Raw genomic sequence first — 16,825 nt, 5'->3', positions numbered from 1 at the left:
AGTCGTTCATGAGGGATCGGGAACCGAACGCAGAAGTCGCGAAGGTTTCGCAGAGGTCGCAGAAGGAAAACCAAAGAAGTTTTCTTCTGCGACTTCTGCGTAGTTTTTGTATTCCTTCTGCGTTCGGCTGCCCGTATTCAGCGGTCCTTGATCAGTCCAGCAGCGCCGCAACAGCCGTCGGCGCGTCGGCCGGGGTCTCGGCCAGCGGCTCGAACTCGGTGATGTTGTCGATCTCGGTGCCCATCGCGATGTTGGTCACGCGCTCCAGCATCACCTCGATCACCACCGGCACGCTGAACTCGGCCATCAGGGCCTCGGCGCGGCGGATGGCCGGCGCGATCTCTTCCTGGCGGTTCACGCGGATCGCCTTGCAGCCCAGGCCCTCGACCACCTTCATGTGGTCGACGCCGTAGCTGCTCTCGATGCCCGCGTCGGGCGCCGCGTTGATGTTGTCGAACGCGAGCTGCACGCAGTAGTCCATCTCGAAGCCGCGCTGTGCCTGGCGGATCAGGCCGAGGTAGGAGTTGTTGACCACGATGTGGATGTACGGCAGCTTGAACTGCGCGCCCACGGCCAGCTCCTCGATCATGAACTGGAAGTCGTAGTCGCCCGAGAGCGCGACGATCTTGCGCGTGGGATCGGCGGCACGCACGCCCAGCGCGGCGGGAATGGTCCAGCCCAGCGGGCCGGCCTGGCCGCAGTTGATCCAGTGGCGCGGGTTGTACACGTGCAGGAACTGCGCGGCTGCGATCTGCGAGAGACCGATGGTGCTCACGTAGCAGGTATCGGTGCTGAAGTTGTTGTTCATGCACTGGTACACGCGCTGCGGCTTCATCGGCACTTCGTCGAAGTTGGTCTTGCGCAGCATCGTCTTCTTGCGCTCGATGCATGCCTTGGCCCAGTCGCGGCGATCGGTGAGGCGGCCCGCGGCCTTCATCTCTTCGGCCACCTCGACGAAGAGTTCCAGCGCGGCCCTGGCGTCGGACACGATGCCGAAGTCGGGCGTGAACACGCGGCCAATCTGGGTGGGCTCGATGTCCACGTGCACGAAGGTGCGGCCCTTGGTGTAGACGTCGACGGAGCCGGTGTGGCGGTTCGCCCAGCGGTTGCCGATGCCCAGCACGAAGTCGCTGGCCAGCATCGTGGCGTTGCCGTAGCGGTGGCTGGTCTGCAGGCCGCACATGCCGGCCATGAGCGGGTGGTTGTCCGGAATGGAGCCCCAGCCCATGAGCGTGGGAATCACCGGCACGCCGGTGGCTTCGGCAAAGCGCACCAGCAGGTCGGATGCGTCGGCGTTGATGACGCCGCCGCCGGCCACGATCAGCGGGCGCTCGGCCGCGTTGAGCATGCCGATGGCCTTCTCGATCTGGGCGCGCGTGGCGGCCGGCTTGTAGGGCTTCAGGGGCTCGTAGCTGTCGATGTCGAACTCGATCTGCGCCATCTGCACGTCGAAGGGCAGGTCGATCAGCACCGGGCCCGGACGGCCCGAGCGCATCAGGTGGAAGGCCTGCTGGAACACCTGCGGCACCTGGCCCGGCTCGCGCACCGTGACCGACCACTTGGTGACGGGCTTGGAGATCGACTCGATGTCCACCGCCTGGAAGTCTTCCTTGTAGAGCCGCGCGCGCGGCGCCTGGCCGGTGATGCACAGGATGGGAATCGAATCGGCCCAGGCCGAGTACAGGCCCGTGATCATGTCCGTGCCCGCCGGGCCCGAGGTGCCGATGCACACGCCGATGTTGCCGGCCACCGCGCGGGTGTAGCCCTCGGCCATGTGCGAGGCGCCTTCCACGTGGCGCGCCAGGATGTGCGCGATGCTGCCGCGCTGGCGCAGTGCCGAATACATCGGGTTGATCGCCGCGCCCGGAACGCCGAAGGCCTGCGTCACGCCTTCCTTTTCCATCACCAGAACCGCGGCCTGGACCGCTGTCATCTTTGCCATCTGAGTCTCCTTTGGGATGGGCTCACTGTAGAAATCCGGGCGGATTCCAAGAAGACGGCTGCGGACCATAAAACCTATTCCAGGCTGGAATAAGTGACTACCATCCGGCCCATGGACAGATTGCTGGCAATGGAAATGTTCGTGCGCGTGGTCGAGACGGGCAGCTTCTCGAAGGCCGCGCGCGAGTTCAACACCACGCAGCCCACGGTAACCAAGCAGGTCGCCGCCACCGAGGAGCGGCTGAAGGTGCGCCTTCTCAACCGCAACACGCGCGGCGTGAGCCTCACCGAGCCGGGCGCGCTCTACTACGAGAAGTGCAAGACCATCGTGCGCGAGGCCGAGGAGGCCGACAGCATCGTGCAGCTGCGGCAGACCCAGGCGCAGGGCCTGCTGCGCGTGGGTACCTCGGTGGCCTTCGGGCGTCGCGTGGTGGTGCCGCTGGCGCTCGAATACATGAACCGGCATCCGCAGGTGCAGCTCGACCTGAGCTTCGAGGACCGCTACGTGGACCTGATCGCGCAAGGCATCGACGTGGCCATCCGCATGGGCAAGCTCGCCGACTCGTCGCTGGGCGCGCGCTACCTGGGCGCCAACCCGTGGGTCATGGTCGCCTCGCCCGCCTACCTGAAGAAGCACGGCACGCCGAAGCGCGCGCAGGACCTCAGCGCGCACGTGGCGCTGATCTACAGCAGCGTGGTGGGCGACGAGTTCTGGCGCATGCACACGCCCAGGGGCGAGCCGGTCACCGTGCCCGTGTCGGGCCGCTTCCGCTCGAACAACCTCTCGGCCGTGCTGGCGGCGGCGCGCGACGGACTGGGCATCGCGCTCATGCCGCGCTACGTGGCCAGCGATTCGCTGGCGGCCGGCAAGGTGCGCGAGGTGCTGGGCGACCATGCGCTGCCCGAGCAGGAGATCCACGCCGTTTTCCCCTCGCCCAAGCTGGTGCCGGGCAAGGTGTCGGGCTTCGTGGCCTTCCTGCAGGGGCGCTTCGAGGAGGGCTGGTGGGAGGCCTGAGCGCCTCCTCGCCACGGCCTCAGGCCGCCACGAAGGCGCCGTGCAGCCCCAGCGGCAGGGCGTAGGGCAGCGTAGCCTGTGCCACCGGTCCCGTCGCCAGGTTGTCGGCCGCGAAGCACGACAGCACCGTCTTCTGCCGCCCGAAGTCGAAGGCCGTGCCCAGCACCCAGCCCGGCTTCGAGCCGTCGGGCACGAAGACGTGCTCTTCCACCATGGTCTGCGCGCCGTAGCTGAAGCGCTGGCTGCGGCCGGTTTCCACGTCGGTGCGCGCGACGGCGCCGAAGCCGGGCAGGTCGCGCCGGATCTGCGTGGCGTGCACCACCTGGCGATGCCGCAGGCCGACGCGGCGCGGATCGATGCGCGGGAACTCGGCCTCCTGCGCCAGCGCCGTCTGCGTGGCCCGGCCGGTGGACAGATTCAGCGTGGCGACAGTCAGGTGCGGCTCGGTGGTCTTCACGCGGCGCGCGCGCATCACCTCGCGGTTGCTGATGAACACCGAGTCGGCGTTGTCAGAGCGCACGTAGTCGATGTGGATCTGCGTGCCGCGCGGCGTGTCTTCCTCCCAGGCGTTGCCGACATGGAACAGGAAGCCCGCCGGCAGCGCGAGCATCTGGCGGCGCTCCCAGTTCTGCTTGTCGACCACCAGCGCGCGCATGCCGAGCTCGGGCCGCCAGACGTGCGCATCGAGAAAACTCGTGCCGTCCGTCTTGCGCTTGCCGTCGTAGACCAGCGGCGGCAGCAGGAACACCAGGTGCCGCTCGGTCACGGCGAAGTCGTGGACCATTGGCATGTCGGCCACCGGCACCACAGCAGCGCGACGCAGCGTGCCTTCGGGCGCGATCTCGTACAGCGCCAGCAGGCCCTGGCCGGAGCTCACGCCGAAATTCCACACCGTGCCGTCCGGATCGATCTTGGGATGGGCCGAGAACGGCATGCCCGCGAGATCGGCGCGCCAGGTCTTCACGCCCAGCGTGTCGAGCGTGCTCGCGTCGATGCGCGTGGCCGAGCCGCCTTCCCACAGCGCCAGCACCTCGCCGCCCATCGGCAGCACGCTGGTGTTGGCGACGTTGATGCTGTCGGCCGAGGTCGGCGGCTCGACGCCCGGCGGAGTGGTGCCGAAGGCCTCGAACAGGCGGCGGCCGGCTTTCGTCTCGGCCACGCGCTTGGGCGTGGCGACGTAGCGGCCCTGGTGCCGCACGTCGGTGCCCTCGATCACGAAGCGGTGCACCATGCCGTCGCCGTCGAACCAGTGGTGGTAGCGCTCGCCGCCCAGGTCATGGCCGGCCGGGCCGATGCGGAACAGCGTTCCAGCGACGGCATCGGGGAAGCGGCCGCGCACGGTGGCGCGGGTGAGCGGGATGTCGTCCCGGGGCGTGGCGAAGCCGGTCTTCCAGGGGGCGCCGGAGGCTTCGAACTGGACCTGCCAGTCGTCCTCCGTGCCGGCTGCCCGCGCCAGCGGCGCCAGAAGGGGGAGGGCACCGGCCGAAGCCAGCAGGCGCAGGAGTTCGCGTCGTTCCATGGCTGTCTCCCTTCGTCTTCAGTGCAGGTGGATGACCGTCTGCATGTCGGCCTCGACACTGATCGCCGCCGCGTCGAAGCCGGGCGCCGCGCGGTTGCCCTTGGCGTCGTTCGAGAAGCCGTAGCGCTCGATGGGCATGCCCATGAGGTTGGTGTCGAGCTTGCCGTTGCCGTTCTCGTCGGCGAACACGCGCAGCGCGTAGCGCCCGGGCGCCAGGCCGGTGAACAGCAGGCGGGCCTTGCCCTCGCGCATCGGTGCGGTCTGCGAGGCCACGGGCTTGCCGTCGGTGTAGCTGGCGGCGTCGCCGTACACCGCGACGTAGAGCGTGGCGTCCGCGGCCGGGCCGTCGGCGACGCTCAGGCTCAGGTCGGCGGCGAGGGCGCCCAGGGGCGCGAGGATCGCGGCCGCGCACAGGGCGCGCACGGCGGGGCGGAACGGGGGAAGGCGGAGTTGCATGACGGGCCTCGTTGGTTGTTGGAGGCCCGACGATCCCGCAGGCCGGGCGCGGCGCCCAGCCTCATGCGACGGAATGCGGGATTGCGCGCGCGAAATGCGCGCGGCGGGGAGCGGACGGCGCCGGCTTCAGCCGGCTTTTTCGTCCTTGGCGACTTGTCTGGGCTGTGCGTCCTCGGCCCGCTCGTGCCCTGGGCCCACATGGCCGGAGTCGGCAAAGAGGCTCCATGCCGCCATGAACAGCGCTGCGATGACCGGCCCGATCACGAAGCCGTTGATGCCGAAGATCGCCATGCCGCCGATGGTCGACATCAGCACGATGTAGTCGGGCATCTGCGTGTCCTTGCCCACCAGCACGGGGCGCAGGATGTTGTCGACCAGGCCGATGACGAACACGCCCACAAAGATCAGCACGCCGCCCTGCCAGAAATGCCCCGTGGCCAGGAAGTAGATGGCCACCGGCCCCCAGATCAGCGCCGCGCCCACGGCCGGCAGCAGCGAGAGAAATGCCATCAGCACCGCCCACAGCAGTGCGCCCTGCACGCCGAGGAACCAGAAGGCCAGCCCGCCCAGCGCGCCCTGCGCGACCGCCACGGCCACGTTGCCCTTGACCGTGGCCCGGATCACGGTGGTGAACTTGTTCAGCAGGTAGTGCGTGTGGGGCTTGGCCAGCGGCAGCGCGTCGCGCATCCGCTTGGAAAGGTCGGAGCCGTCGCGCACCAGGAAGTACAGCAGGTACAGCATCACGAAGAAGCTGACGATGAAGTCGAAAGTGTTCTGGCCGATGGCCAGTGCCTGGCTCGCGATGATCTGGCTGGCCTGCCCGGCGGCCGCCGAGATGCGTGCCTGCCATGCCGCCATGTCGCCCAGGTTGAAGCGCTCCACCAGGTTCAGCAGCCACTGCGGCGAGGCGTCGAGGATCTGCTGGAAGTAGGCCGCGAAGTTGATCTGGCCCGAGCGGATGCTCTGTGTGACCAGCGCGATCTCCTGCACCAGCGACACCCCCACCATGGCCAGCGGCAGGATCACGATGAACAGGCAGATCGCCAGCGTCGACAGCGCCGCCGCATTGGGTTTGCCGCGCATCGTCTTCAGCAGCCGCTTGTAGAGCGGCGTGAACAGGATCGCCAGCGCCACGCCCCACAGCACCGCGCCGAAGAACGGCATCAGCACCCAGAGGAAGGCGACGGTCACGGCGGCGAGAAGGGCGAGGAACACGCCGCGCTGGAGTTGGGGTGAGTTCATACGTGTCTCGGACTGTAGCCGAGCGCAGCGACAGCAGAACCCATTTGCCGGCTTCGGCTCGCTCGAGCGATCGAGGATCTGCTTTCCTGCGTTGGGAATATCGAGACAAATCGCACCAAAGCCCGCTCGTTTATTTCAGATGCCCGCATTCGCATCGGCTTGCGTCCTAGGATTTTCTGCAAGAAATAAAAGAGGGAGGTGAGCGTGAGCTCAATTTGCAATTGCAATTCGTGCGGCACGAATTGCTCCGGGATTCCTGTCGTGCCTGCAGGCATTGATCCGGCAATGGTCCTGCACGTCCGGATTCAGAACCCGTCGGCAGAGGCGCCGTAACTCTGCAAGCCGGCAGCCCGATTGCGCGGCCGAGCCTCTTTTCTTTCCCAATTGATCTTCACGAAACAAACAGACGCAGTCAGGGAGACTGGACTATGGGACCAGGCACGCCGCAGCGGCCACCATCGGGCACACGTCAAGGCCAGCCCGCGCCGACATCTATCGCCGAGCGCGAGCCCCAGACGGCCGTCGCCCCGCTGAACACCATCGCCAAGGAAGACATCGCCGCCGCGAGCAAGGCGGTGGACGAATGGCTGCGGTCCTTCACCGGCGGCTATGTCACGCTCGACCGGCTGACCACGGTGCTGGGCAGCATCCCCATCGTGGGCAACATCATGGCGCTGGTGGATGTGTTTCTCGACATCGTCACCATCCTCGACAAGAAGTCCACCGATGCCGTCACGAGGTTCCTGAACTGGGCGAGCCTCGGCATCAATCTCATCGGCCTGATTCCAGCGCCGCCCACCATGGCCGCGGCGCGCATGAGCCTGCGGCCCACGCTGCACCTCGTCAGGCAGGAACTCCTGCACGGGGCCAGGAATCTCGGCCAGACCATCGTCACCATGCTGGTGGGGCACCTGAATGCATCCATCGTCGGTGAGCTGGAGACCTTCATCGACGGCGCCATCGCAAGGCTCTCGGGCATTCTGGAAGATTGCGCGAGGCTCTCCGACAGCATCCTGGACAACCTGATCGGCATCCTTCAGCGCGTGCTCGGCGGGCAGGACCTCTTCACCGTCGCCAGGCCGGGTGCCCCCGAAACCAACGACTACGACCCCAGGACCCAAAGCACGTGGAGCGGCATGTGGCGCCGCGCGGTGAAGTACTCCGAGGGCACGGCCAGGCGCGCCGCCAACTACGCCGCAAGGAAGGCCGCAGCCTACCTGCCCGAAAGCGTCAGGGCCAGGGTCAACGAGGTGATCGAGAGCCTGGTTGCCTTGAAGGCGGACTTCCGCAGGCAACTGACCGACCTCGCCAACCAGGAACTGCAGGGCAGCATCATGTGGCTGCTGCGCCAGCTGCTGTCGGCCATGGCGCAGAAGAAGAGCCTGCGCGCGGCCATCATGTCGCCAGGTGCAGGTGCCGAAGCAACCAAGAGCAGGCCCGGCACCCGGGTCGAGCACGTGCGTGTACAGGCGCCGGCCCACGGCGACCCCGGCTGCAAGAACTGCCCGCTTTCGGGCACAACGGTCCCTTCGGCAAGCAGGTTCGCCATCAGCCTGGCGACCGGCTGCGAAAGCTTCACCCACGTCGACTTCACACTGGTTGCGCCGTTGCCCATCACCTGGGCGCGCACCTATCGCAGCAATCTTGGCGCTTTCGACGAGGGCACCCTCGGCGCGAGATGGCTCACGCCCTACAGCACGCGCGTGGACATCGCCACACCGACGCAGGGCCCGCGGGCCGGCGAGCCCAGCCTGGTCTATCACGGCGCGGACGGCCGCAGCCATGCCTATCCGCTGCTGGCCGTGGGCCGGAGCTACCGCGATGCCATCGAAGAAGTGACGCTCACGCGGCTGAGCGAGAGGCTGTTGGCTCTGGATTTCGGCAGGCCCGTATCGAGCGGCGAATCCGGCGACTGGCGCGAGGTCTACGAGCTGGTGGATACCTCCGCCCGCAAGGTCGCTACGCAAGGCAGACAGCACTTCCGGCTTGTCGCGCTGCACGCCGGCAAGGAGGCCAGCATCGGCCTGCGCTACGACCATGTGATCGCAGCCACCGGCGAACAGGTCTTGAGCGACATCGTCAGCAAGCAGGGTGATGTCACCGTGGCCCACGTGGGCACTCGCCCCGATGCGAGAAGCGGATTGATCGCCAGCCTGTGGGAGATCAAGGGCGGCCAGGTCGTGCGACAACTCGCCGGCTATGTGCACGGCGCCGAAGGCGACCTCGTCGCGGCCCAGGACGAAAACGGCGAAACCTGGAACTACAGCTACAGCCGCCATCTCGTGACCCGGTACACCGACCGCACGGGCCGGGGCATCAACCTCGAGTACGACGGCACCGGCGTCGATGCCAGGGCGGTTCGCGAGTGGAGCGATGACGGGAGCTTCGCCCTCAGGCTCGAGTGGGACAGGAACATCCGCCTGACCTATGCGACCGATGCGCTCGGCGGTGAGACCTGGTACTACTACGACATCCTCGGCTACACCTACCGGATCATCCATCCCGACAAGCGCCAGGAGTGGTTCTTTCGCGATGAGGCGAAGAACATCACGCGCCATGTCCACACCGACGGCAGCACCGACGACTTCAGCTACGACGCCGACGGCAACCTGCGGACCCACACGCGGGCCGACGGCAGTCAGGTGCACTTCGCGCACGACAAGCGCGGACGCGTGACGGGCCTGCGCGACGCCGAGGGCGGTGTCTGGAAGCGCGACTACGACGCCGACGGCAACCTCGTCGAAGAGATCGACCCGCTGGGGCACAAGACCGCATACGCCTACGACAAGGCCGGCCGGCCCGTGCGAATCACCGATGCGAAGGGCGGCGCCAAGACGCTGACCTACACCTGCGCTGGGCAACTTGCCAGCCACACCGATTGCTCGGGCAAGACCACGCGGTGGGAATACGACGCGCAGGGGCGCCTTATCAAGGCGATCGATGCCATGGGCCAGGGCACGCGATATCGCTACACCGGGGCGAACGGGCACGGGAACGCTGCCGCTGCGGCGAACGCCAACCGTCCAGGTCAGCTCGAGGAAATCACCCTGCCGGACAACAGCAGCGAGCATTTCGTGCATGACGCCGAGGGACGCCTGCTTGCGCACACCGATGCGCTGGGGCGCAGGACGAGTTATGACTACACGCGCTCCGGCCTCGTGTCCAGGCGCACCGATGCGGCGGGGCACACGCTCAAGTACCGCTGGGACCTGCTCGGACGCTTGAGCGAACTGCACAACGAGAACGGCAGCCGCTACGACTTCCGTTATGACCCCGTGGGCCGTCTGCTGGAAGAAGTGGGCTTCGACCGCAAGACCACACGGTACCGTTATGAAGACTCCACGGGAGTTTTGGCGGAAGTGGCCGAGGGCGATCACACCACGATGCTGCAATTCGACGCTATCGGCCGCCTGACCGAGCGCAGGGCCGGCGGTGTTGCCGAGAGCTTCGCCTACGACCGGAACGGCCGGTTGGTCGAAGCCGGCAACAGCGACGCCAAGCTGCAATGGTTCTATGACCCCGCGGGTAACCTGACGCGCGAGCATCAGCACTATGTGGAGGGCGCTCTCACCGCAGTCTGGCAGCACGGCTACGACGAACTCAACCAGCGCGTTGCGACCATCCGCCCCGACGGCCACGTGACGCAGTGGCTCACCTATGGCTCCGGCCACGTGCACGGATTGCTCGTCGACGGGCAGGACATCGTCGGCTTCGAGCGCGACGACCTGCACCGCGAGATCGGGCGCGAACAGGCCAATGGGCTCCTGCAGAAACAGAGCTACGACCCGGCCGGCCGACTGCTGGAGCAGCAGATATCCCAGACCAGGCGAGACGCTCTTCATCCCACCGGCATCCGCCGCAGCTACCAGTACGACAAGGCGGGCCAGTTGATCGCCATTGGCGACAGCCGCCGCGGCAACCTGAGCTACCGCTATGACCCGGTAGGCCGCCTGCTCGAAGCCAACAGCCGACTGGGACGGGAGACCTTCGCGTTCGATCCGGCGGGGAACATCGGCAACCCTTCTTCAGAAGCGGAAGGCACGGTGCAGCCGACAGGCCGCATCACCAATCGAGCCGCCGTTCGCGCGGGCGGGGACGGCCTCAGCTTGGCCGGCAAGCTGATGGACAACCTGCTCAAGGACTACGCCGGCACCCGCTACAAGTGGGACGAGCGCGGCAACCTCATCGAGCGCAGCCGCAACGGCGAAAAAACGGTGTTCACCTGGGACGGCTACAACCGCTTGCGCAGCGCCGAGACCTTCGGCGAAACCACGAGCTTCAGCTATGACCCGCTGGGTCGGCGCATCGCCAAGCGCACGAGGCATGCCTGTACCTTGTTCGGATGGGACGGGGACACGCTGGCGTTCGAGAGTACGCAGAGCACCGAGGGTTGGCAGGAGCATGCGTGGCGGGGCGACAGCGTTCACTACATCCATGAACCCGGCTCGTTCGTGCCGTTGGTGCAGATCCGGCAGGCTCAGGCGGTTGCGTTGAGCGAGACGACGGATGTGAAGGCGTTGATGGCCGACAACGACGGACGCTACGACATCGAACTGGACTCGCTATGGAATGGGGAACAAAGTCGAACGCCCGCGCCATTCGGCAAGGAAGAGATCGCGTTCTACCAGTGTGACCATCTCGGCACGCCGCAAGAGCTGACGGATCATGAGGGGCGTGTGGCCTGGTCGGCGAGCTACAAGGCTTTGGGGAAGGCCGAGCAGGCGATCAGTGAGGTAGGCAGGAGGGCTGGCTTCCGCAACCCTATCCGCTTCCAAGGGCAGTACTTTGACGACGAGACGGGGTTGCACTACAACCGGTATCGGTATTACGACCCGGCGAGTGGACGGTTCGTATCGAAAGATCCAATTAGCATCTTGGGCGGCATCAATTTACATGCGCATGCCCCCAACTCAATAATTTGGATCGATCCACTGGGCTTAAGCGTATTTCAACCAAAACCACTTAAAGCCGGAAGCATTTATCGAAATGCCTCTGGAACTGCCGATAGCATGACTCCTCGCCCAGGGGTGGATGACGTTAGAAAAGGGAGTCGACTGCCTGGGCTTTCTGCTGCTACAAGTGTTGGTGGATTGGACTCTGGAAAATATGTCGAATTAGACGTCGCACATGCATGCTCCTGCGGGTTGGACGTAATCCATGACAAACCTGATGGGCATGTCACTATACGGCCGGCAGATGATCCAAATGATGAAAAGCTCAAATCTTGGTCGGCTACTCGTGGCACCGGAAAACCGCATTCATATACAGAAAGCTTGCTTGGTGGAATTCGATCAAAAGGCAAGAAGTAATCGCAAATGAAGTATTTCTTGGAAAAATATATTAAGGAAATCGGGGCGCATTTCTTAACTGCGGGCAACGTGGCGCAAACTAATTCTGGAGTGAATGATAATGGACGAGTTTTTTATGCTTATGCAAGTTTTTATCCGCAGGAACTCGATTTGATAATTCAGTTAAGCAGACTCGAAGATGGGGGGTGTCAGGTTGTTGCGGAAATAATGAATCAGGAAGGCAAGGGGGATGAGGAAATTTTCAATTTCGTTGACGAATGGTTTTCTCTTGAAAAAGAATTGAATGCGCGGCGAGATGAATTGATTGTCAGAGTTCTTTCGCGCCTGAAGCATGCTCTTTGAGTGGTGAGGGCGAGTGAGGATGAAGATTTCGTTTTCTAGAATCCGGAATCATTGCCGGCTACACCGCGCGTTGCGAAGCGAGTGGCCGTGCGACGCTCAGCGCCGCGCCCGCGGCAACGCCACCGGCGCCAGCGTAGCTCTCAACCTGCTCGTCGCATCCGGCTCGGCCGCAGCATCCACTTCCAACGCCCGCTCGACATTGCCGATGTGCTCCAGCATCAGCCGCCGCGCCCCGGCCGTGTCCCCGGCCTCCAGCGCCGCGACGATCGCGCCATGCTCCGCGCAAGATTGCCCGGCCTCATGTTTCGACTGATAGAGCGTGGCCGCCAGCGTGGTGCGTGCTGTCAGGTCGCGCAGCACGTCGACCAGCAGCTGGTGCCCCATCTGCTCGGCCAGGCAGACGTGGAAGTCGGCCAGCAGGAAAGCGCGGGTGGCGGCGTCGGCGCCCTCGATGGCGCGCTGTTCGTCGGCGATGTGGTCGCGCAGCTTGCGGATCACCTTCGCTAGCGGCCGGCCTTCGCTGGCCTCGAGGATGCCGGCCTCGACGATGCGCCGGGCCGAGAAGGCGTCGCGCGCTTCCTCGGCCGAGGGCTCCACCACATACCAGCCGCGGCGCGACTGCACTTCGACGAAACCGCGTGCCTGCAGCTGCATCAGCGCCTCGCGCACCATGGTGCGGCTTACCGAGAAGTTCTCCGCCAGCGCCTGCTCGCCCAGCCGTTCGCCCGGCGCGAGCTTCTGCGCGAGGATGGCCTCGACGACGCGTTCGGCGATGACGGTGGGGCTGACGTCGGGGGCGGGCATGTTGACGGTCCGGCTTCTTTCTCTATCAATTAGTGTGCTGCGGTGTTTACCACGGGCCTGGCCCCGGATTCGGCTTCGGCCAGCGGCTCGTCGTCGGGCGAATAGTTGCCGTCGAGCACCGCATGGGCGCGTTCGCGGTCGATGTCGCCTTCCCAGGCGGCGATGGCCACGGTCGCCACACAGTTGCCGATCAGGTTGCCCAGCGCGCGGGCGATGCCCATGAACCAGTCGACCGACAGCACCAGCACCAGCCCGATGGCGGGAATCGCCGGAATCGCGTGCAGCGTGGCCGCGAGCACCACGATGGCCGAGCCGGGAACGCCGTGGGCGCCCTTGGAGGTGACCAGCGCGATTGCCAGAATGGTCAGCAGGTCGGCCATCGAGATCGGCGTGTTGGTGGCCTGTGCGATGAACACGGCCGCCAGCGTGATGTAGATCGAGAAGGCGTCGAGGTTGAACGAGTAGCCCGTGGGAATCACCAGGCCCACCGTCGAATCGCGGATGCCCATGCGGCGCAGCTTGGCCATGACCTGCGGCAGCACGCTGTCCGACGAGGTGGTCGCGAAGACGATGGTGAGCTCCTCGCGCAGGTAGCGCAGCAGCTTGATCAGGCTGAAGCCCGACATGCGCATCACCAGCCCGAGCACCACGAACACGAAGACCAGCACCGCGCCGTAGAAGAGCGCCACCAGCATGCCCAGCTGCTTGAGCGAGCCGATGCCGTATTGGCCCACCGTGAACGCGATGGCGCCCAGCACGCCCAGCGGCGCCAGCTTGATGATGATGCCCATGATCTTGAAGAGCACCAGCGACGTTGCGTCGATCACCGCCGCCACCGGCTTGCCGCGATCGCCCAGCAGCGTGAGCGCGCAGCCGAAGAGCACCGCGAACAGCAGCACCTGCAGCACGTCGCCGGTGGCGAAGGCGTTCACCACCGTCGTCGGGATGAGCTTCATCAGGAACTCGACCGTGCCGCCGCTCGTGAGCTTGTCGGCGTTCGAGGCATAGGCGCTCATCGCGGCCGGGTCGAGCTTCGACGGGTCGACGTTCATGCCCGTGCCCGGCTGGAACACGAAGGCCAGCACCAGGCCCATGGCCAGCGCGATGGTCGTCAGCACCTCGAAGTAGATGAGCGACTTCACGCCCACCCGGCCCACGCGCTTGAGGTCTCCGGCGCCGGCGATGCCATGCACCACCACGCAGAACACCAGCACCGGGATGATCATCTTGATCAGCTTGATGAAACCGTCACCGAGCGGCTTGAGCTTGACGGCGTACTCGGGAGCCAGCAGCCCCCCGAGCACGCCGAGCACCAGCGCGATGACCACCTGACCGAAAAGCGACTTGGCGAAGCGGGGCATGGGGTGTCTCCTGTCTGTCTACCTGCTGTTTGTCTTGCCTGGTTTTTGCATGCAAGCAATGCCATTTCTTGCATGCAAGAAATGTAGGCAAGGTAGCAAGGAGGGCGTCAGAGGGTATTCCCGGGCACGGGACAGGCTGGCAGACGGGGACATGGCCGGCAGCCGCGCCCGTTGTTGAACGCCAGGTCAGGCGGCGGGGGGCGGTGCCGCTTCTTCGGCTGCCTCGCGCGGCAGCTCGTACAGAAAATATGGCGGCTCGCCCGGCCGGCTGCGCAGCAGCAGCGGCCTCGCCACGTTGTAGACCGGCACGTCGTTGATGGTGCGCGCCTGCAGCGTGCCGCGGTGCGCGTGGCCGTGGAACACGGCATCCATCGGATAGCGCAGCAGCGGCTCTTCAAGCCGGCTGCTGCCGAGAAAAGGAAAGATCTCCACCGGCTCGCCCTGCACCGTGCCGGCGATGGGCGAGTAATGCAGCAGCGCGATGCGGCGCCGGGTGCGCAACTTGGCGAGCGCCGACTCGAGCTTCATCGCTTCGTTCAGCGCTTCCTGCACGAAGAGCTTGATCGCCGGCTCGCCCCAGGCGCCGAGCGAGCCGCGCCCGAAGCCGCCGCCGAAGCCCTTGACTCCGGCGATGCCCACTCCCTCGATCTCGCAGATGGAACCGTCGAGCACGCGCACGCCGGCCTGGGCCAGCACCTCGACCACCTGCCCGGGTGTGCCGGATTCGAAATCGTGGTTGCCCAGCACGGCGACGATGGGAACGGACACGCCGCTCAGTTCCGCGGCGAGGATCCTGGCTTCCTCCGCGGTGCCATAGTCGGTGAGGTCGCCGCACAGAAGCAGCGCGTCCGCCTCGTCGGCGGCCTGCGCGAAGAAGCCGTGCAGCGAGCCTGCAGAGTCGCGATGGACATGGAGATCGCCCACCGCGGCGAAGCGGACGTGAGAAGAAGACTTGGGATGAGCCATGGCGATGCCAGCCTGCGCCAGCACGCGATGGATGCTCATCGGCCCCATCCCGCTGCGCCTGTAGGTGCCCGCCGACGTTCGATGGGGCCGTTCGCGCCGGGCCCGGGTTCGCTCGCGGTACCTACGCTGCCCGACATGGATCATCCGGCCGTTGCAGTTGCCGCGGCAGCAGTTGCTGCTCCCGCTCTCGCGCCTTCGCTCGAGGACGAGGTCGATCCCCGCGTGGCCGACTTCTACCGGCGGACCTTGCGCGCGCTTGCCAGCGCCGGAATTCCTTTTCTGGTGGGCGGCACTTTCGCCCAGGCCTGCTACACGGGCATCCGCCGCCCGACCAAGGATCTGGACCTCTTCATCCGGCGCGAGGACTACGAGCGCATCGCGCAGCTATTGCTGCAGAAGTACGGCTGGCGCGCCGAGATGCGCCACCCGCACTGGCTGGCCAAGGTGCACGACGGCCGCGAGTTCATCGACCTGATCTTCAATTCGGGCAACGGCCTGTTCCCGGTGGACGAGCGCTGGTTCAGGGGCAACTGCAGTGCCGAGGTCCTGGGCGTGCCGGTGCTCGTGGCCAATGCCGAGGACTGCGTGCTGTCCAAGGCTTTCATCATGGAGCGCGAGCGCTTCGACGGAGGCGACATCGCCCACCTGATGCTCGCGTGCGCGGAGCGCCTCGACTGGGCCGGCCTGCTGGAGCGCTTCGGCGTGCACTGGCGGGTGCTCATGGCCCACGTGACGCTGTTCGGCTACATCTATCCCGGCGAGCGCCACCGCATTCCCGCATGGCTGGTCGCCCGCCTGATCGGCCGCCTCGCCGACGAGATGCGCGAGGCGCCGCATCCGGAAGACCACGTCTGCGCCGGCACCTTGCTCTCGCGCGAGCAGTACCTGCCCGACGTGCGCCAGATGGGCTACGTGGACATGCGCCTCACCCCGGCCAGCGGCATGACGCAGGAGGACGTGGCGGCGTGGACCGAGGACATCCAGGCGAAGAAACCGAAGGACGAGGCGAAGGACGAGGCGAAGGACGGGGGCGAATGACGCCGCTCAGGCGTCGACGTCGATCAGCGCCAGCCCCGTTTCGCGGTCGCAGGTCTTGCGCAGGTAGCCTGGCGATTCGACAAGCAGTACCTCCAGCGTGGGCTGCACCGTGGCCTGCAGCACGTGGCCGCCGATGGTGCTGCCGCCGCGCCGCCCCAGCACCGCATGCGCGTGCACCTTGGGCCGGTCGCCATCCAGTGCGATGTCGCCGTTGAGCGAAAGCACCTCGACCTGTTCATCGACCGGAATGCGCTCGTAGTCCTTGCGCTCCCAGTCGAAATACCCGAGTTCGGCGGACCGCAGCGCGCCGATGGCGCTGAAGCGGCTGGCGGTCAGTGCGTGCTCTTTCGCGAATCTCTCGAGGATGGGGATGACGTCGTCGCCCTTTTCGAACACGAGGGCGATGGTCCGCTCGGGCTGCTTGTTGAGAATCTTGAACTTCATCTGCGGGAGCTCCTGTGGACGTGACTTGCTTCACCGCCTGCAATCCTCGGTGGACTCCTTGCATGGGCGGTCCGCGCGTGACCGCGGGGGAGGGCCGGCGCGGGGCTTGGTGCGATCGCGCTCGCCCGGCACGGCATCCGCGGGCGGCTTCTCGATCAGGCCCCGGTCTCTGTGCGGCGGAGCGGGCTTCACCAGCCGCGGATCGCCGTTGCCGGGCGGCTTTACGATGATTGCCGGGTCTGCGCCGGGCTGAGCTTCGCCGGTGCCGGCCGGCGGCCGCTGCCCTGCCGCGGGCTGCGCGGCGGCCGGTCCGGCGCACAGCATCAGGGCGCCGGCCACCAGCATGGACTTCGTTGAAGTCATCGAAGCCAGCCTGGAACCGGACTGC

General features: G+C 66.0%; 13 protein-coding genes. 4 read left to right on the top strand and 9 right to left on the bottom strand.

Annotation, left to right across the window (positions count from 1 at the left end):
- Positions 1-151 precede the first annotated feature (151 nt).
- Positions 152-1,942, bottom strand: coding sequence for a glyoxylate carboligase (gene gcl, locus ABL843_RS23125; RefSeq protein ID WP_369661216.1), 1,791 nt, complete (start codon positions 1,940-1,942; stop codon positions 152-154).
- Positions 1,943-2,053: 111 nt separating this feature from the next.
- Here gcl and ABL843_RS23120 point away from each other — a divergent pair, with 111 nt between their 5' ends.
- A complete protein-coding gene (locus ABL843_RS23120; protein ID WP_418117472.1) occupies positions 2,054-2,956 on the top strand; it encodes a LysR family transcriptional regulator in 903 nt (300 codons plus the stop codon).
- Between the two features lie 19 nt (positions 2,957-2,975).
- Here the strand turns inward: ABL843_RS23120 and ABL843_RS23115 are convergent, their stop codons facing one another.
- The 3 genes from ABL843_RS23115 to ABL843_RS23105 all read right to left on the bottom strand — a co-directional run bounded on the left by ABL843_RS23115 (position 2,976) and on the right by ABL843_RS23105 (position 6,173).
- Positions 2,976-4,475: a carotenoid oxygenase family protein gene (locus tag ABL843_RS23115; protein WP_418117471.1), complete on the bottom strand. Its 1,500-nt coding sequence runs from the start codon at positions 4,473-4,475 to the stop codon at positions 2,976-2,978.
- A gap of 18 nt (positions 4,476-4,493) precedes the next feature.
- Positions 4,494-4,931, bottom strand: a complete 438-nt coding sequence (locus tag ABL843_RS23110) for a DUF2141 domain-containing protein (protein ID WP_418117470.1) — start codon at positions 4,929-4,931, stop codon at positions 4,494-4,496.
- A gap of 126 nt (positions 4,932-5,057) precedes the next feature.
- Entirely contained in the window at positions 5,058-6,173 is a 1,116-nt protein-coding gene (locus ABL843_RS23105) for an AI-2E family transporter (RefSeq protein ID WP_418117468.1), read from the bottom strand.
- 428 nt (positions 6,174-6,601) lie between these two features.
- Here ABL843_RS23105 and ABL843_RS23100 point away from each other — a divergent pair, with 428 nt between their 5' ends.
- Positions 6,602-11,482 (top strand): RHS repeat-associated core domain-containing protein, encoded by a 4,881-nt coding sequence (locus ABL843_RS23100; RefSeq protein WP_418117467.1) that lies wholly within the window; start codon positions 6,602-6,604, stop codon positions 11,480-11,482.
- Between the two features lie 6 nt (positions 11,483-11,488).
- Positions 11,489-11,824 (top strand): hypothetical protein, encoded by a 336-nt coding sequence (locus tag ABL843_RS23095; RefSeq protein ID WP_418117466.1) that lies wholly within the window; start codon positions 11,489-11,491, stop codon positions 11,822-11,824.
- A 96-nt stretch (positions 11,825-11,920) separates the two neighbouring features.
- Here the strand turns inward: ABL843_RS23095 and ABL843_RS23090 are convergent, their stop codons facing one another.
- The 3 genes from ABL843_RS23090 to ABL843_RS23080 form a co-directional block, all read right to left on the bottom strand.
- A complete protein-coding gene (locus ABL843_RS23090) occupies positions 11,921-12,628 on the bottom strand; it encodes a GntR family transcriptional regulator (protein ID WP_019657009.1) in 708 nt (235 codons plus the stop codon).
- 29 nt (positions 12,629-12,657) lie between these two features.
- Positions 12,658-13,989: a C4-dicarboxylate transporter DctA gene (locus tag ABL843_RS23085; protein ID WP_126023477.1), complete on the bottom strand. Its 1,332-nt coding sequence runs from the start codon at positions 13,987-13,989 to the stop codon at positions 12,658-12,660.
- A gap of 186 nt (positions 13,990-14,175) precedes the next feature.
- On the bottom strand, positions 14,176-14,994 hold the full coding sequence (locus tag ABL843_RS23080; RefSeq protein ID WP_260319414.1) for a metallophosphoesterase family protein: 819 nt from the start codon (positions 14,992-14,994) through the stop codon (positions 14,176-14,178).
- A gap of 96 nt (positions 14,995-15,090) precedes the next feature.
- On the opposite strand from ABL843_RS23080, the gene ABL843_RS23075 reads away from it, so the two are divergent.
- Positions 15,091-15,993: a nucleotidyltransferase gene (locus ABL843_RS23075; protein WP_418117465.1), complete on the top strand. Its 903-nt coding sequence runs from the start codon at positions 15,091-15,093 to the stop codon at positions 15,991-15,993.
- A 6-nt stretch (positions 15,994-15,999) separates the two neighbouring features.
- On the opposite strand, the gene ABL843_RS23070 is transcribed toward ABL843_RS23075, so the two are convergent.
- Complete coding sequence (locus ABL843_RS23070) at positions 16,000-16,437, bottom strand: PPC domain-containing DNA-binding protein (RefSeq protein ID WP_126023479.1); 438 nt, start codon at positions 16,435-16,437, stop codon at positions 16,000-16,002.
- Between the two features lie 30 nt (positions 16,438-16,467).
- Positions 16,468-16,800, bottom strand: a complete 333-nt coding sequence (locus ABL843_RS23065; protein ID WP_418117464.1) for a hypothetical protein — start codon at positions 16,798-16,800, stop codon at positions 16,468-16,470.
- Positions 16,801-16,825 lie beyond the last annotated feature (25 nt).

The sequence above is a fragment of the Variovorax sp. 350MFTsu5.1 genome (assembly GCF_048302515.1).
Taxonomy (GTDB): domain Bacteria; phylum Pseudomonadota; class Gammaproteobacteria; order Burkholderiales; family Burkholderiaceae_C; genus Variovorax; species Variovorax guangxiensis.
The sequence above is the reverse complement of the archived record's forward strand: the minus strand, read 5'-3'. Positions and strand labels throughout refer to the sequence as shown.

Coding starts and splice junctions, on each gene's coding strand:
- ABL843_RS23065 (WP_418117464.1), bottom strand. CDS start 16,800: ATGACTTCAACGAAGTCCATGCTGGTGGCCGGCGCCCTGATGCTGTGC.
- ABL843_RS23085 (WP_126023477.1), bottom strand. CDS start 13,989: ATGCCCCGCTTCGCCAAGTCGCTTTTCGGTCAGGTGGTCATCGCGCTG.
- ABL843_RS23105 (WP_418117468.1), bottom strand. CDS start 6,173: ATGAACTCACCCCAACTCCAGCGCGGCGTGTTCCTCGCCCTTCTCGCC.
- gcl (WP_369661216.1), bottom strand. CDS start 1,942: ATGGCAAAGATGACAGCGGTCCAGGCCGCGGTTCTGGTGATGGAAAAG.
- ABL843_RS23095 (WP_418117466.1), top strand. CDS start 11,489: ATGAAGTATTTCTTGGAAAAATATATTAAGGAAATCGGGGCGCATTTC.
- ABL843_RS23120 (WP_418117472.1), top strand. CDS start 2,054: ATGGACAGATTGCTGGCAATGGAAATGTTCGTGCGCGTGGTCGAGACG.
- ABL843_RS23090 (WP_019657009.1), bottom strand. CDS start 12,628: ATGCCCGCCCCCGACGTCAGCCCCACCGTCATCGCCGAACGCGTCGTC.
- ABL843_RS23115 (WP_418117471.1), bottom strand. CDS start 4,475: ATGGAACGACGCGAACTCCTGCGCCTGCTGGCTTCGGCCGGTGCCCTC.
- ABL843_RS23075 (WP_418117465.1), top strand. CDS start 15,091: ATGGATCATCCGGCCGTTGCAGTTGCCGCGGCAGCAGTTGCTGCTCCC.
- ABL843_RS23070 (WP_126023479.1), bottom strand. CDS start 16,437: ATGAAGTTCAAGATTCTCAACAAGCAGCCCGAGCGGACCATCGCCCTC.
- ABL843_RS23080 (WP_260319414.1), bottom strand. CDS start 14,994: ATGAGCATCCATCGCGTGCTGGCGCAGGCTGGCATCGCCATGGCTCAT.
- ABL843_RS23100 (WP_418117467.1), top strand. CDS start 6,602: ATGGGACCAGGCACGCCGCAGCGGCCACCATCGGGCACACGTCAAGGC.
- ABL843_RS23110 (WP_418117470.1), bottom strand. CDS start 4,931: ATGCAACTCCGCCTTCCCCCGTTCCGCCCCGCCGTGCGCGCCCTGTGC.